The 14,859-nt window shown below is 36.6% G+C and carries 6 protein-coding genes, 6 pseudogenes and 1 other annotated feature; of the genes and pseudogenes, 7 read left to right on the top strand and 5 right to left on the bottom strand.

Annotated features, from left to right (window positions below; translation table 11 throughout):
* Nucleotides 1–2,697: Ig-like domain-containing protein (locus P253_RS15325; protein ID WP_023274427.1), on the top strand; the 2,697-nt coding region annotated here is incomplete at its 5' end.
* A gap of 114 nt (nt 2,698–2,811) precedes the next feature.
* Here the strand turns inward: P253_RS15325 and P253_RS13350 are convergent.
* Together P253_RS13350 and P253_RS15815 are read right to left on the bottom strand one after the other, a co-directional pair.
* On the bottom strand, nt 2,812–3,852 hold the full coding sequence (locus P253_RS13350; RefSeq protein WP_016658839.1) for an IS481 family transposase: 1,041 nt from the start codon (nt 3,850–3,852) through the stop codon (nt 2,812–2,814).
* A gap of 115 nt (nt 3,853–3,967) precedes the next feature.
* A pseudogene (locus tag P253_RS15815) lies at nt 3,968–4,090 on the bottom strand (IS982 family transposase); the annotation flags it as partial.
* 90 nt (nt 4,091–4,180) lie between these two features.
* On the opposite strand from P253_RS15815, the pseudogene P253_RS15595 reads away from it, so the two are divergent.
* A pseudogene (locus P253_RS15595) lies at nt 4,181–4,434 on the top strand (IS982 family transposase); the annotation flags it as partial.
* Nucleotides 4,435–4,467: 33 nt separating this feature from the next.
* Here the strand turns inward: P253_RS15595 and P253_RS13355 are convergent.
* A protein-coding gene (locus tag P253_RS13355; RefSeq protein WP_155757101.1) for an IS3 family transposase occupies nt 4,468–5,687 on the bottom strand; the annotation gives its coding sequence in 2 pieces (ribosomal slippage) (nt 4,468–5,411 and nt 5,411–5,687; 1,221 coding nt in all).
* Nucleotides 5,296–5,412: a sequence feature (AL1L pseudoknot), on the bottom strand. (Overlaps the previous gene by 117 nt.)
* Before the next feature lie 42 nt (nt 5,688–5,729).
* Nucleotides 5,730–6,530, bottom strand: a pseudogene (locus P253_RS13365) (IS481 family transposase); the annotation flags it as partial.
* Nucleotides 6,531–6,572: 42 nt separating this feature from the next.
* Between P253_RS13365 and istB the strand changes: the two are divergent.
* The 3 genes and pseudogenes from istB to P253_RS16020 all read left to right on the top strand — a co-directional run.
* A pseudogene (gene istB / locus P253_RS13370) lies at nt 6,573–7,049 on the top strand (IS21-like element ISAba8 family helper ATPase IstB); the annotation flags it as partial.
* 384 nt (nt 7,050–7,433) lie between these two features.
* On the top strand, nt 7,434–8,108 hold the full coding sequence (locus P253_RS13375; RefSeq protein ID WP_004681107.1) for a hypothetical protein: 675 nt from the start codon (nt 7,434–7,436) through the stop codon (nt 8,106–8,108).
* A pseudogene (locus tag P253_RS16020) lies at nt 8,109–8,456 on the top strand (hypothetical protein); the annotation flags it as partial.
* A 17-nt stretch (nt 8,457–8,473) separates the two neighbouring features.
* On the opposite strand, the gene P253_RS15610 reads toward P253_RS16020, so the two are convergent.
* Nucleotides 8,474–9,564 (bottom strand): IS4-like element ISAba1 family transposase gene (locus tag P253_RS15610; RefSeq protein WP_085940648.1). Its coding sequence is split into 2 segments (ribosomal slippage): nt 8,474–9,024 and nt 9,024–9,564, totalling 1,092 coding nucleotides; the frame shifts between segments, so codons are not numbered across the junction.
* A 72-nt stretch (nt 9,565–9,636) separates the two neighbouring features.
* On the opposite strand from P253_RS15610, the pseudogene P253_RS13390 reads away from it, so the two are divergent.
* Nucleotides 9,637–11,571: pseudogene (locus tag P253_RS13390) on the top strand (hypothetical protein); the annotation flags it as partial.
* Entirely contained in the window at nt 11,555–14,788 is a 3,234-nt protein-coding gene (locus P253_RS13395; protein ID WP_016658854.1) for a site-specific integrase, read from the top strand. The pseudogene P253_RS13390 and the gene P253_RS13395, both read left to right, overlap by 17 nt.
* Nucleotides 14,789–14,859: the final 71 nt, after the last annotated feature.

Genomic DNA, 14,859 nt, shown 5'->3' on the forward strand with positions numbered 1-14,859 from the left:
AAAACCGTAACAGGTACGACTGAAGCAAATGCGACAGTGACGGTAAGTTATAACGGTAAAGTGATTGGCACTGCAGTTGCAGGTACTGATGGCACATACAGCGTGACCTTGGACAAGGTATATAACAATGGTGAGAAACTTGAAATTATTGCTAAAGATCAGGCGGATAATGCAGTAACGAAAAACTTATATGCTCCAATTGCTCAGTTAGAAAATGCAGATGCACACTTTGAATTAGCTGAAATATTTGAAACACGGACGGTATTGAAAGATGACATCGTCTATAGTCAGCAAGATCAAAGCTCGATGTATATTTATGTTGATTTTGAAGTCACAGGTGAAAATGCGTCAATTATTCTCAGCTTAACAAACGCATCGGGCAGTATAAATGGTTCTTATAACTACAGTATCGACGGAAATGGAATAAGTTCTTCTGGTTCTAAAACAATTTCAAGCGTAGGTTCGGCTTCTCAGGAGCTGATTATTGCTGAAGGGTTAGCGCCTGGTCATTACACTTTACAGCTCGAAGCATATTCATGGAATACAGATTTTAAGTTAGTTGTAAAACAAGAAAAACTCGTAAATGAATTGGTATTTGAGGGCTATGAACCGGTAGTCGGGCATATTTTTGCTGATGTAAATGGAAAGGTTTCAGCCCCAGAAAGCTATATTTTAAAAGTGGGCAATCAAGAAATCAGATTTGAAAATGGTACGGGCAATGTTGAATCAATGACCTACCAAACAGAGCATGGTTATCTCATATTAAAAGCTGATGGTTCTTACACATATCAGTCAGGATGGTCTCAATCTGGTTTAGATGCGAAAGGGCTAAATGATCAACTCAATATTGAAATTATCAGTATGGATGGTCAAACCCAAAGCGATTATAAGGTTTATATCACTACGGATATTACACCACCAGTAGCAGGTGAATTGATTTTTACTGGTTTAGATGATTCTGGTATCTCGGAGATTGATGGTATCACGAATGATTCATCATTTGATTTGGCGATTCAAGGCAATGAGCTAAATAGTATAGTCGAGTATCAGTATTCAACAGATGGTGGTGTGACTTGGACTAAATTTGATTATCGGGGTGAAGGATTTAACTTCAATGAAGGTACATATAGCTTTAGAGCGAAAGTAACCGATTTTGTAGGGAATGAAAGCTACACTGATATCAAAACCATTACAGTTGATTTGACAGCACCTGAGTTGCAATCTGTATTTAGTTATGATGCACAGAATGATCAAGTTATTTTTAATGCGCCAAAAGATGCATATGAGGTTTACAAATGGGTAAATAATCAATGGCAGGCTGTGAAGCTGAATAATACAGTGGGTTGGGATTCAGCGAAATATAAAGTCATTGCAACTGATGTTGCAGGAAATACAGCGGAGAAAATATTTAATATTGGTGAAGTTTCTGGAACCTATAAACCTGATTCTTCGATAGATGAAAATATTATTAAAGGTACAGAAGGAAGCGATTATCTCTATGGTGGTGATCAAAATGATATATTAATTTCATATGGTGCTGGAGATCGTCTGTATGGGGGTAAAGGTGACGATACTCTAATTTATGGAGGAAACTCTAATCAATATATGCTTCTACAGGGTGGAGAGGGTATTGATACTTATATTATTGATAAAAAATTATTAACGAATGGTAGTTACATTAGTTTGTTAGATGGATTATTAACAGGGTCTAATAATGTTTTATTTTTAAAATCAGTATTACCCTATGAAGTATTTATAAAGCATAACTCTAGTGGATTTGAAATTACATTTAATGATTTAAGTGCAAAAATATCAGTGAGCTATGATCCTATTAATAGGATTTACTTTGATGATGGTACAGTGTGGGATCATGAATATATTAAATCCTTAGGTAAGTTGGTAGGCACTGAAGAAAATGATGAATTGTTAGCTGATTCTGAAATATATGTCATTGAAGGATTAGGCGGAGATGATTATTTAATTGGAGGAGAACAAGACGACTTACTATATGGTGATGCTGGTGATGATACTCTTATCGCACTTGGAGGCACAGATAATTTATACGGTGGACAAGGTAATGATATCTTCATCGTAAGAGAAGGAATTCGAGCCACATTACGTGGTGATGAAGGTAGTAATACTTATGTGGTCAATAAAGATAATCTGAAAGGCTATGTACATATTTTGCCAGATTCTAATGCCAATGATACTTTAAAGTTAGAAGGTTTCAATATTAATGATGTAGTAGTTACCTCTAAATCAAATGATCTAGAAATTACATTTAATCAAAGTACAGGAACAATTAATATTTATAATCAATTATCTTCTTATGGTGGAGGTGTTGACTTTATTGAATTTGATGACGGCACCATTTGGGATCGTGAAACAATCTTAAATAAAGTCAATGTGCCTCAATCTGCACTGTTCTCAATTAGTGAAGAATCTTTACTTGATGTATTGAGTGTAGAGGATGCTGAATTATTCGATCATTCTGCTGAAGGGATGTTGTTGAATGAGAACTCAGTGGCATCATTGCTCAGTGAATCAGCGCATAATGAAATTGACTTAACTCCATTTGTTGATGATGTAACTGCAACGACTGTATCAGCATCGGGTGTTGATGCCGCTACATTAGTTAGTAATTATCGAGTAGATGTGTATGATGATCTGTTGATGCCAAATACAATGAGCATCTAATATTGGTCAGTTTTAAGTAACCCGAATCCTGCTTAAGCCGATGATTCCATAATTTGAATTGTACTAGCTCAAACCTGATCTGACAGTTACCCATTTTTTATTGTGCCTGTCAGGTTAAATTTGAGCTAAATTCTTCTCAGCCCAAATCCGTTTTCCATCAAGTAAAGTTTCAAGTGGTGTACGACCACAGCACATTTTTCCTTGATGAGTCCGTTCAGTATTATAGAATTTCAGCCAATCGTCTAGATCAACTTGTAATTCTTCCAATGAGCTATAAAGCTTCTTCCTAAACGTAATTTGATAGAACTCCTGCAAAATCGTCTTATGGAAACGCTCACAGATACCATTTGTTTGCGGCGAAGCTGCTTTTGTCTTCGTGTGATCAATATCATTAACTGCCAGATACAACTCATAGTCATGTTGTTCTACCTTACCGCAATACTCAGTACCTCTGTCTGTGAGGATGCGAAGCATTGGTAAGTCCTGAGATTGATAGAATGGCAACACACGATCATTGAGTAAATCAGCCGCTGTAATCGGTGTTTTTGTTGTATAGAGCTTGCAATGAACGACCTTGCTATAAGTGTCGATGAATGTTTGTTGATAGATTCGTCCAACACCTTTGAGATTCCCGACATAAAAGGTGTCTTGCGCGCCTAAATAGCCTGGATGAGCTGTTTCGATTTCACCACAAGCAACGTCATCCTCATGCTTACGTTCAAGTGCCGCAATCTGCTGATCATTTAATTCAATACCATCCTGTGCCACTTTAGCCTCAAGTGCTTTTAAACGCTTCTTAAAGTTTTCTAAATCATGACGAAGCCATATAGAGCGAACCCCACTCCCTGAAACGAATACACCCTTCTTGCGTAATTCATTACTCGTACGGTGCTGACCATATGCGGGATATTGAATTGCGAAATCAATAACAGCCTGTTCAGTAGTATCATCTACACGGTTTTTTAAATTTGGTACTCGACGGGACTTATTAATCAGTGCGTCAATATCACCAGACTTCACTAATTCCTGATAGCGATAAAATGTATCTCTTGAAACCCCCATCACTTTGCATGCTCTGGATACATTCTGAAGCTCTTCAGCTAAATTAAGCAGACCTACTTTGTGTTTAATGATTTGATTGTTAGTATGCAACATAAGAAAGTTACCTTTGTTTGATTAAGATTTCGACACCTTTATCAAAATGGGTAACTTTCTCTTTTTCAAGAAGAATGTACGATCAAGTCTGAACTAATACATTTGAATTATTGGCTTATTCCTTCCGATGGGTTAATTGATATGCACATAACGAAGCATATATTCCGCTAAGGAATCCATGAATACTACGTGCTCTACTCGTTACTAAATTGTATTGACCTTTCAATAAGCTAAATAACCCGAATCGCGGATAAGAAATGGACTTGAAAAACAGAAGGACTACAGCCATCAGTTGAGTTACCACACAAAACCCACAACTCTAGTCCCGATGTTCAATAGTACTGAATTATTCTGTGTAATTGATGATTTCTTTCTTAAATTTGAAGCAACCTACTGGAAATTCCTCGTATCTTTGAAATCATCTTTATCGCCATTTGGTATAAGTGTTCTCACTTCAATAATTTCAAAGCATTTTTTTCATAGCTGAAACAGGATAAAAGTCATTTATTTAAAAACTTACCTTGTTATCAACGCATGATTCACCTGATTAATATGCACCAATTGGCCCTACACGCTTTGAACCGTACCGGGTTTGTCGGAGACTTTTTATTTAAGTTAGGCCACCTGACCTAACGGGTTAATCTTATCATAGTACATTGCTTCAAACTCAAAAGGCGATACATAACCCAGTGCACTGTGTACACGCTTTTTATTGAACCAATCTACCCAGTTTAGTGTCGCAAGTTGTACATCTGCTAAACCTTGCCAATCTGCTTTTAGATATTCAATCACCTCTGTTTTGTATAAGCCATTCACCGTTTCAGCCAAAGCATTATCGTATGAATCACCAGTCGTACCGACTGATGCTCGTAAATTTGCTGCTTCTAAACGATGGGTATAACGAATGGAAAGATATTGCACACCTCTGTCGGAATGATGAATCACATTCTTTGGCATGCCTCGATCATGTAATGCTTGCTCTAATGCATCGAGCACCATATCGGTATTCATTCGTGTAGATACTTTCCAACCAACAATTGCTCGTGAGAACACATCAATAATAAAGGCGGTATAGACCCAGCCTGAATGAGTTTGAATATACGTAAAGTCACTGACCCACAGTTGGTCAGGATGATCAGCAGTAAAATTACGTTTCACTAAATCATCTGCTCGTTTTTGGTCATCTCGGCTACGGGTGGTTTGTTTGTTCTTACCTCGCCAAACACCTTGTATACCTAGCTTTTTCATTAATCGAGCAACAGTACAGCGTGCAATAATATAGCCTTCACGTTTCAGTTTTTGCCAGACTTTACGTACACCATACCGACCTGAACTTTCCTTCCAAATTCGTTTAATCTCCTCAGCATGATGCAAGTCATGTAAATCTCGCTTTGCTCGATGTTCTGGATTTTCGCAGAGATCTAGAGTCCGGTAATAGGTTGAGGGTGCGATCGGTAAAATTCTACAAATCGCCTCGACTCCGTACAGCTCTTTATTATTATGGATAAAATCCACCATTATTTGTGTGGGCGGTCGAGCTCCGCCTGGGCGAAAAAAGCGGCTGCTTTACGTAGAATTTCATTGGCACGTTTTAATTCTTTAATTTCACGTTCCATTTGCTTCATTTTTTCTTGGTCAGATATCTGTTGTACTTTGGCAGGATTTAGTTGATCCATATGCTTTAAATACCAAACACGCAATGTTTCAGGAGTACAACCGATTTTAGGCGCAATAGCTGTGATTGCTGCCCAAGTAGAAGGATAATCTTTTTCAGATTCAATTAGTAATTGAACCGCTCTTTCTCTAATTTCGGGGGTATAGTTTGGTTTTTTCATCGGAATAGTCTCTCAGAATATTGAGTCTCCGACAAACCCGGTACGGTTCAAGTTATAGTAATGCTGCCATTCGGCTAGCTTGTCTTGGATATCTTCAAAATTAATATCGACAGTAGCGTAGAACTCAGATTTATCAGTCTTTTGAGAACGCTCTACCTTGCCATTCAAATGAGGTGAACCTGGTTTATTTGGCCTAAATTTGATTCCATGCTGCATCAATTTTTTCTGTACTTTTTCAGCAAAAAATTCCCGCCCACGATCGGTCTGTATTCGTTGTATGGGAAAAGGCATTTCTTCAATTACGCAGTCTAAAAAGTCGAGCGTATTCGCCGCTGTTCGGCGTTTATATACCCTTAAAACGCGATATCGTGTGCAGTCATCGATAGATGTGTACTGATATAGCCCAGGACCCAGTTTACAGGTATCCATTTGAATTCTATCGCCTGGTAATGGGCGTTCATAACGAATGAAATCTACTTTACGACGGAATTTTTTAATCGGTTTGACTTGATGGGTGGATAGTACTTTATGGATAGTCGCTAAGGACAACGAGACTCCGTGCAGCCTCATCAATTCTGTTTGCAAACGTCGAGCACCCAGATTTCTAGCCGAGCGAATTTCCAATATTAAGGCTTCTAGCTCAGCATTGATTTTAGTATTTGGAGATTTTAAGGGGCGTTTACTCTGACTACTTAATCCATCAATACCTTGCTCAGAATATCGTTTCCACCACTTGCGTAATGTTGGTCTAGAAATGCCACATCTCCGACAGACTAGGCCAGCATCATTGGTCTCTTCAAATAATTTAACCCATACGAGTCTTTGTTGAATTTCTCTGTTCATAGACACCAATTATATTGAAATGATGTCTATGAATCACACACTAGAGCAGAAAATGTGGTGTTTCTGGGGGCTAGCGGAGTAGGAAAAACGCACTTATCTATGGCATTAGGCTATAAGGCCATCATGAACAACATTAAGATCAAGTTCATTACCGCCGCCGATCTCATGCTGCAACTGGGTACAGCCTATCAGCAAGGTAAATTGAAAACCTATATGCAGCGTGCGGTACTGGGACCAAAGTTACTGATTATCGATGAAATTGGTTATTTACCGTTTGGACGTGAAGAAGCGAATCTGTTCTTTAACGTGATTGCCAAGCGTTATGAAAAAGGCAGTACGATATTGACGAGTAACTTACCCTTTAGCCAATGGTCTAAGTCATTTGCGGATGATGTCACGTTGACCGCTGCGATGTTAGATCGGCTATTACATCACTGTCATGTGGTACAAATATCGGGTGAGAGTTATCGTTTGAAGGATAAAAAAAGAATAGGGATTCAGCCTCAGGTTGAAACTTAATACGAGATCAAAGGGGTCAATTTTACTTTGCCATTTGTAAGGTGAAAGGGGTCAATTTTAGAATGCCGTTGACATGGTTTTAATTACCATTAAATTACCATTAAAAAAGATCAAATTTGAGCATTGTTATTGTAATAATCAACTATACTCATCCCTACTGTATTCATTGTAATCTGCTATGTGAACATCATAATAGAAACATGATATTTTTTGCCAACTCACAAATATAGCTAACTAATAGTGAGTATCTAATCGAGGAGGAAAATTTGAAACTTTCAATAATAAATAAACTTTAAAAACAAGGAAAAAATGATACCTCCTGCCATATTCAAAAACTCTAAATATACGTGAATATTGCTGTATTATTTTTATTCAATAGCACACATGGATCTGACATCTGAACTACTTTTGAAGTTTCCAGCAACACAGATAAGTACTCTAAAAAATTTCAAAAAAAGCAGAATCACCATTCATCCACAAGCGTATGGTTTCAACTTATGCTACTTAAATATGTTTAAAAATCTCACTGCAGATTTAGATATTTCTAATCGCATAAAAGAACTCCATGTGTGGAAAACTTCAGAATTTGATGGCTACTCCATTTTCAATAATATTCACTTATATCTTAGCTATTTAAAGCAAGATATTAATGAAGTCACTTTAATTATTCACAATCAACAATCTTTTTCAGATGATGAGTTAGCATTTCTGATGGAGTTATGCAGTCGTGAATTTATTCAATTCATCAAATCTACAAAATTTGACATTAAGCCTTTGAACCCACGAAAAACATTGCACTTGATTAATACACATCTTTCACGTCAAACACTATTAACTCTTAACAAAGAATCATCTTTGAAGCCACACCATCAAATGAGCCTAGAGTTACTTGCACACTTGCTTTCATGCTCTCGAAACCAACTCAATCAGCGGATGAAAAAGATCAAGCAAGAACGTACACAGATTTTTAATGAATTATCATTACACAGCAGATGTGTAAAAGATCTCTTAGATCACTCAAATAGCGATCTGAGTGCAGAAAAAATTTGGAGATCTTAAATGTCTAATGATCTAAACGAACATTTTGATTTACCAATGATTTCAATTAAAAGAACAATTGAAAAATTGTTCGGTGATGAGCAATTTGAACGTGCACAACATATCAACTTTGTGATTGAACTATTGTCTTCTCAACAGACTGACAACTATCTAGATGGTCTCAATCTCGATTGCTTTGACATCGATGTAGAATTTCAGTCAAATCTGCCCAAACCTTCAGTAATCTCTTTTTCTAAAAAAGTTAAGATCAGTGATCTACCGATTACTTCATATGTCAATTCAATTTCGCAATTATCTGAATCGCAGACGCATGCAAAAAATTGGAATATTCTAGTTTTAAAAGCAGCCTCTGTACACGACAAATTTCACAGAACCCTTATCCTATCAGGATTCTGCTTTCTTAAAATTGCCAAAATTTCCTTAAACTCTTCTTTTTTCCCAAAACCAATTAAACGCTGAATCGCCATTTGAACATAGTCTAAACCATAGCGAAATAAACTCATTGAGAGTCGTCCATGCTTCTTTATTTTTATCGCTTTTTTTTGATTATGTTGCCATTCACCCGTTAAGTAACACCAACAGAAGCTTATAGCTAACACCGCAATCAATTTTTTCACTCGTCTAGGGTCTGTCAAGCGCGTATTTTCAAGATTAAACCCGCGTCCTTTGAGACAACTGAATAAGGTTTCAATTTCCCAGCGTAATGCATAATCCTGAATAGCATTGGCATTAAACTGAGGAGAAACGACGAGTAAAAGCTCTCCATTTTCTAACTGTAGTGCACTTATATATAGTTTCACCCGACCAACCAAAATCCGTCGTTTACGACATTCAATTTGACCAACTTTAAGATGGCGAAATAAATCACTAATTTTATGATTCTTTCCTAAATGATTGGTGACAATGAAGTTTTTTTAACACGAATGCAGAAGTTGATGTCTTGTTCAATTAACCATGTAAACCACTGCTCACCGATAAACTCTCTGTCTGCGAACACATTCACAATACGGTCTTTACCAAAAATGGCTATAAAGCGTTGAATCAAAGCAATACGCTCTTTCGTATCTGAATTTCCACGTTTATTAAGCAATGTCCAAAGGATAGGTATCGCTATTCCACGATAAACGATTGCGAGCATCAGGATATTAATATTTCGTTTTCCCCATTTCCAATTGGTTCTATCTAAAGTCAGTTGCACTTGGTCGAATGAAAACATATTGAAAATCAACTGAGAAATTTGACGATAATCAAAATACTGACCTGCAAAGAAGCGCTGCATACGTCGATAAAATGATTGTGGTAAACACTTGATGGGCAAGGCTTTAGATGCAGAAGAAAGATTACATGTTTGCTTTAAAATAATCACAAGCATGATGAGCGCAAAGCACTTTAAATGTGACTTGTTCCATTTTAGAGATTTGTTTAAGATAAGATATAACTCATTGAGATGTGTCATAGTATTCGTCGTTAGAAAACAATTATTGTGACATTATTTCAATGAGTTATCTATTTTTGTCGTGTACAGAGAAAAGCAGCAATTTATTTAATTGCTCTTCCTGATCTCAAGCCAGATCTTTTTAAACAAGCGCACGCCGAACACTTCAATACAGTAAAGCGCTTATTCCAACGTTTTAGAACTGCAAATAAAAATTTAGATACTGAAAAAAAATATCATAATACAGAAGAATATAAACGCCTCTGGAATGTCTATCTTAAAGATCTAACGCTGAGCTTAGAGCAATTTATTCAACATCTGATCACATTAGATACGGATGAATTGCCTGAGTTTGATCGCAATCTACTCAATGATATTCGCATTACTTTTAACTATGTTTTAAAAAACAAAGCGAAGATTGCACGTGCCAGTATCGATACACAGCTTCAATATCAGTTTCTTGATGAAGAACAATTCATTGAAGAAAGTATCGAAATAAAAAAAGGGGCCTCACCTAAGGCACTGAGTATAGAAACGTTAATTGATGAGCCGCTTCATCGGCAAATTGTTGTCAATCCAACTGACGTCACACCACTCGCAGCACATTCAGAAACAAGTCAAAATTATATTCTACCGCTTGTTGCAAAACATATTCAACGCAAAGAACATTTACTTACGTCGAGTAGTTTTTTTCCGAATCCATCTAGCGTGAACCATCTACTGAAAAGACTTCATGTGGACTACTCTGAACATCAAAATAAAAGTGCTCTGATCTTGATGCTCGCATTTTTAACAGGCAACAGTGTGAATGAGTGGCTATATATACAAAGCAAGCGAGCTAAAAAGTTAAATAACCGCCAAAAATTGATCTATAAAAATGATCAGTTCTTCTTAAACAGTCACTTTAATGTATTTGAGAACCGCAATTTTGAGTATTCAGACAACTTGCTCAATCAGACGATCTATTTAGACATTCCAATCCCGAATCTATTCATTGAGGATCTGCGCAAAATGGATTCGGTTAGTTTCGATGATATACAGCAATATTTACGCAAATTAAGACAAGAATTATTGATTCCAAAACTGTCTGTCGTAAAGGTGAGTTCTCTACTGCATCATACGGTTCTTGCAAAAACAGGGAATAAACAACTCGCAGATTTAATCACAGGGATTGATGCCAATCAGTCATCATCTGTTTCTTATTGTCATCAGAATATTCCACGATTACATGCACAATATATTGATATTCTAAAATCACTTTGTGCAGATGTAGCAAGCACATATGAAAGTTGTGTACCTTCGCTCCCTGATTCAATAACTCATTTTGGTAGTCGTAAAGCTCCAAAACCACAGGTCATTACAGAGATTTTTGCTGTATTGAAGTTTAATATTTTTTCACAAGCTGAAGACGATCTGATTGCTATATACAACCACTACAACATATGGATGTGGCATATCCTCCTTCTTTTTACAGCAGCACGCCCCGTTGCTGAATTCCCTGGATTTCTTAAAAACTTTAATTTAAAACGCCAAATTTTAATGGTTTCTGACAAAGAAGTAGGCGGCCGTAATGGATTTGGACGTCTAATCCCGCTTTGTTCATTTTTAGTTGAAGAGATAAAAAAATTCCTTAAATTTTTAGAATATTTTTCGATTCAAATCGCGATGAATTACCCACTTTTAAATGATGTCATACAACAAATAGAAACAAGTAAGTTACCCTTGCTTGGAATCATTCAAAATAACAAGTGGACACCACTAAGACCTTCTACAGTCAAAGATTTATATCCTGAATTAGGACTTGCTCATGAAAATTGGCATCGCCACACAGCTCGTGCATTTTTGACTCATAAATTTTCTGAACCTGAAATTTTAGCTCTATTTGGGCATGAACTAATGCAACAAGAAGCAGCACATCCATTTTCCAGTTTATCGCTCTCTCAATTTTCTAAAATTGCAGATGTTTTAGAGCAAATGAAAACATATTTTAAAATTACAGGTGTTGAAGCTCATGTCATCACGCAATAAAAAAATCTCAGAAAAACGCTATGCTGAAGACAGACGTCAATTCAAACGAGATGAGTCTAAAAAGGACATACGAGCTGATGCAGAACAAGAGCTCCGACAATACTTTGATGAACAAAAATTCTCAAATGAAGACTTAATTCAAGCTTATCCTGCAATTTATGAGTTTATTAAACGTAAAGCACCGAATCTTGCCTGGAAAAAATATGCTCATGAATTCTTCCGAACATATATCAAAGACCTCAATAAAAGTAATAACCTAGACCTCCCACTACCTTATCTCACCTTTGAGATGAAACGCGATGAACCAATTTTCACCCTAGATTGGATCCAAGCCGGTCGTGAAATTGACATCATCCTCGAAAAACTGTGGGATTACTGGATTCTTGCTCAAGATAGTTCCGCTGTTTCTGATGATGAAATTATTGGGAATATTCTGCTTTGCTCAATGTTATACGGTGGATTAAATCAAACAGCTTCATTAAATGCTTTGCTCGAACATTTAAAAAACCCTGAAAAAATCCAAAAAATTTGCGATTTTAATATCATCTTTTTAGAGCCACTTTCTCCAAGCTATGGCGATCTATTTGTTGATGAAAAAACAATACGAAAATCACGTAATTTTGTTCCAGATCAACTCACACGACTCTGGCTCATTCACTTCAATACAAGACAAATTCGTGACATCAGTCTAGACGTGAATGCGTATCTGCACCTCATTTTTCAAAAAATAAAACATCCATACACCAAAAAGACTTTTAAGTTTTTACGTGACTACGCCAATTTTAATTGGCTACAACTGCAGAATGCAGATGTTGATCCTGCCCTTTCACAATGTTTGTTAGAAAACACACTCACGTGTGGTTTATCAGAACATGAGTTTGAAAACTTTGCATTCCCAAAATTTAAAACTCAATTAAGTGATGAAATCGAACGAAATGTCTCTTCTACAGCCAAAGTCCTACCAGATCTCAATACGTCTGAAGCAGTAGAAAATGTGATATTTATTCATAAAAACTTGCTGAAAATTATTCGCACATCATCAACGGACCAACCCATTGCTAAACTCATTATTGATTTTTGCCTGCGTCACCAAGAGCAGTTTAATGAGTTTTCTAAGCGCATTATCTTATGGCTCATCAGTCTCTATCAACCAAGTTCAGAGCAAATAAAAGAATTATCAGCCACCTTTGATTTTGATACAACTCAGTACACGAAGGCATTTCAAGACAATCAAAAACTCGCAGATAGTTCAATCTATACATATTACACCCGAATTACAGAACCGTTTTTAACTCATGCCTTGCAATACATTGATGCCGATGAAGATGTTAACGATCTGCTGACCAAAATTTATCAACAAATCATCAGCAATACACGCCTTGCTGACGAATCCAATCAACCCGAATTTAAGAAGTCTAAAGACCAAACGATCCGCATGTTGAAACGTTTTCACACCTTCCAACAAATTGTTTTTCAAGCAGAAGATTTCGAACTTGAATTTATCTCATCGCAAAGTCGACCTCGTGCACGCATCATTGGTCACACAGCCTTCCAAGTAATATTAAAGAAGTTAAATCAGCTCTTACATGAACACTCCATCTCTGACCATTATTATAAATTATTAAAAATCATTTATATTTTGGCCTACCGTACTGGTATGCGTATTAACGAAATACTCGGGTTACGTGTAAAAGATATCGAGGGTTTAAATCAATTTTCTATCTGGGTTCAACCTTATGGTTCAAAAAAACAAGGGAATCAACATCTGCTCAAAACGGATAGTGCGGAACGGATTGTGCCTGCATACGCTTTGCTAAAAGATGATGAGTACCAATTCTTTAGCGATTTTGTTGTTGAAAAACGTTTAGAGAATAAGAAAAGTTTATATTTATTCAGCAACTTGAATGAAAATAAAAAACTGAATAAACACACTGTCACCGTACCCCTAAAACTGATATTGAATCAGGTCTTTAAAGGGCATCATTACTCCTTTCACTCTTTTCGTCACACTGCAGCGAATCATTTATCGCTTTTACTGAACTGTGAATATGCACCACTTGTGCAAAAGCTAACTGACTATAGCGAAAACGAATATCAAAAAATTCGAGCTGAGCTACTTCAAAATCAACATGGACAAAACCATTGGTTTGTTATTGCACATCTCTTAGGACATATAGAGCCAGTTGAAACTTTCAAAAGCTATATTCATTTAAGTTATCTCATAGCTGGTCAAAAACTACTAAAATATCATCCAGATATGCCTAATGAATTGGCTAAAAAAATTATGGGCCACAATGCAACGTTTAAAAATTTGAAAATAACAAATGATGAAAAAGACTTTAATTTTGAAAAAAACCAGGCAGTTCTAGCAACTATATTATTGAACGATCAAACAAAATGGCTTCAAAGTAATGCTACTGACATTTTAGATGAACTGTCGTTACAAATAGATCAATCCCATGATTTTTTTGCTTTCTTTGTTGGAACAGAAGATTCTAAAATTTCACTTCAACGCTTCTATGAAACGCTCAATATATTGGAGACTACTCACGATCCTAAAAGTGCAGCTCAACGTATGTGCTTACCAGAAGAACTCGTCAATTATTGGTATGAAAATGCCCTAAATTTAGCAAATATTAAATCAAAAAAAGGGAATCCGCGTTTATTTAGTATTGAGAGCTCAACCCAGTTAAAGCCAGCGATGCTTGATACCGCTGAAGAGCTTCATGCGGTGACTTATTTTTTTGAACATTTACAGAAAATAGCTCGTAAAAAACCAACACAAATTGCATGCGTCCTAAATGTATTTTTGAATCGAGTGACCGCATCACACACAGGTATCCATTATCGCTGGAAGGATATCGATCAACTCGAACATTTTTACTCCCAGGTTAAGGCTTTATTTCCTGCCAAATTTTGGCACTTATTTGGACAAGATTTGCAAACAAAGTTAGATGCTAAACAACAGCCTCAACTTTTCAAATTAGCAAAAGCATCAACAGATAAACATCCATCAACTCAAGAGGAATTTCCTCGTCTACAACTCTACTCAGTAAAAGATGGTCATGCTCTTGCTGCATTTAAATTTTGCTTACATCTAGCATGTATTGGTCGCCCACTATCTATTCAGCTTAATGGATTAGATTACATGTCACCTGATACCGTACGTAAGCCTATAACTGTATTTCACCAAGAGGAACTTATTGAAACTGATTAAATCACCGATTCTGGACTGCTCCCAGTATCCTAGACACGAGACAGCCTCATTTTGAAGCTGCCTCAAATGCT

Source organism: Acinetobacter indicus CIP 110367, assembly GCF_000488255.1.
Lineage (GTDB): Bacteria > Pseudomonadota > Gammaproteobacteria > Pseudomonadales > Moraxellaceae > Acinetobacter > Acinetobacter indicus.

Coding starts and splice junctions, on each gene's coding strand:
- P253_RS13350 (WP_016658839.1), bottom strand. CDS start 3,852: ATGTTGCATACTAACAATCAAATCATTAAACACAAAGTAGGTCTGCTT.
- P253_RS13375 (WP_004681107.1), top strand. CDS start 7,434: ATGGATCTGACATCTGAACTACTTTTGAAGTTTCCAGCAACACAGATA.
- P253_RS13395 (WP_016658854.1), top strand. CDS start 11,555: ATGTCATCACGCAATAAAAAAATCTCAGAAAAACGCTATGCTGAAGAC.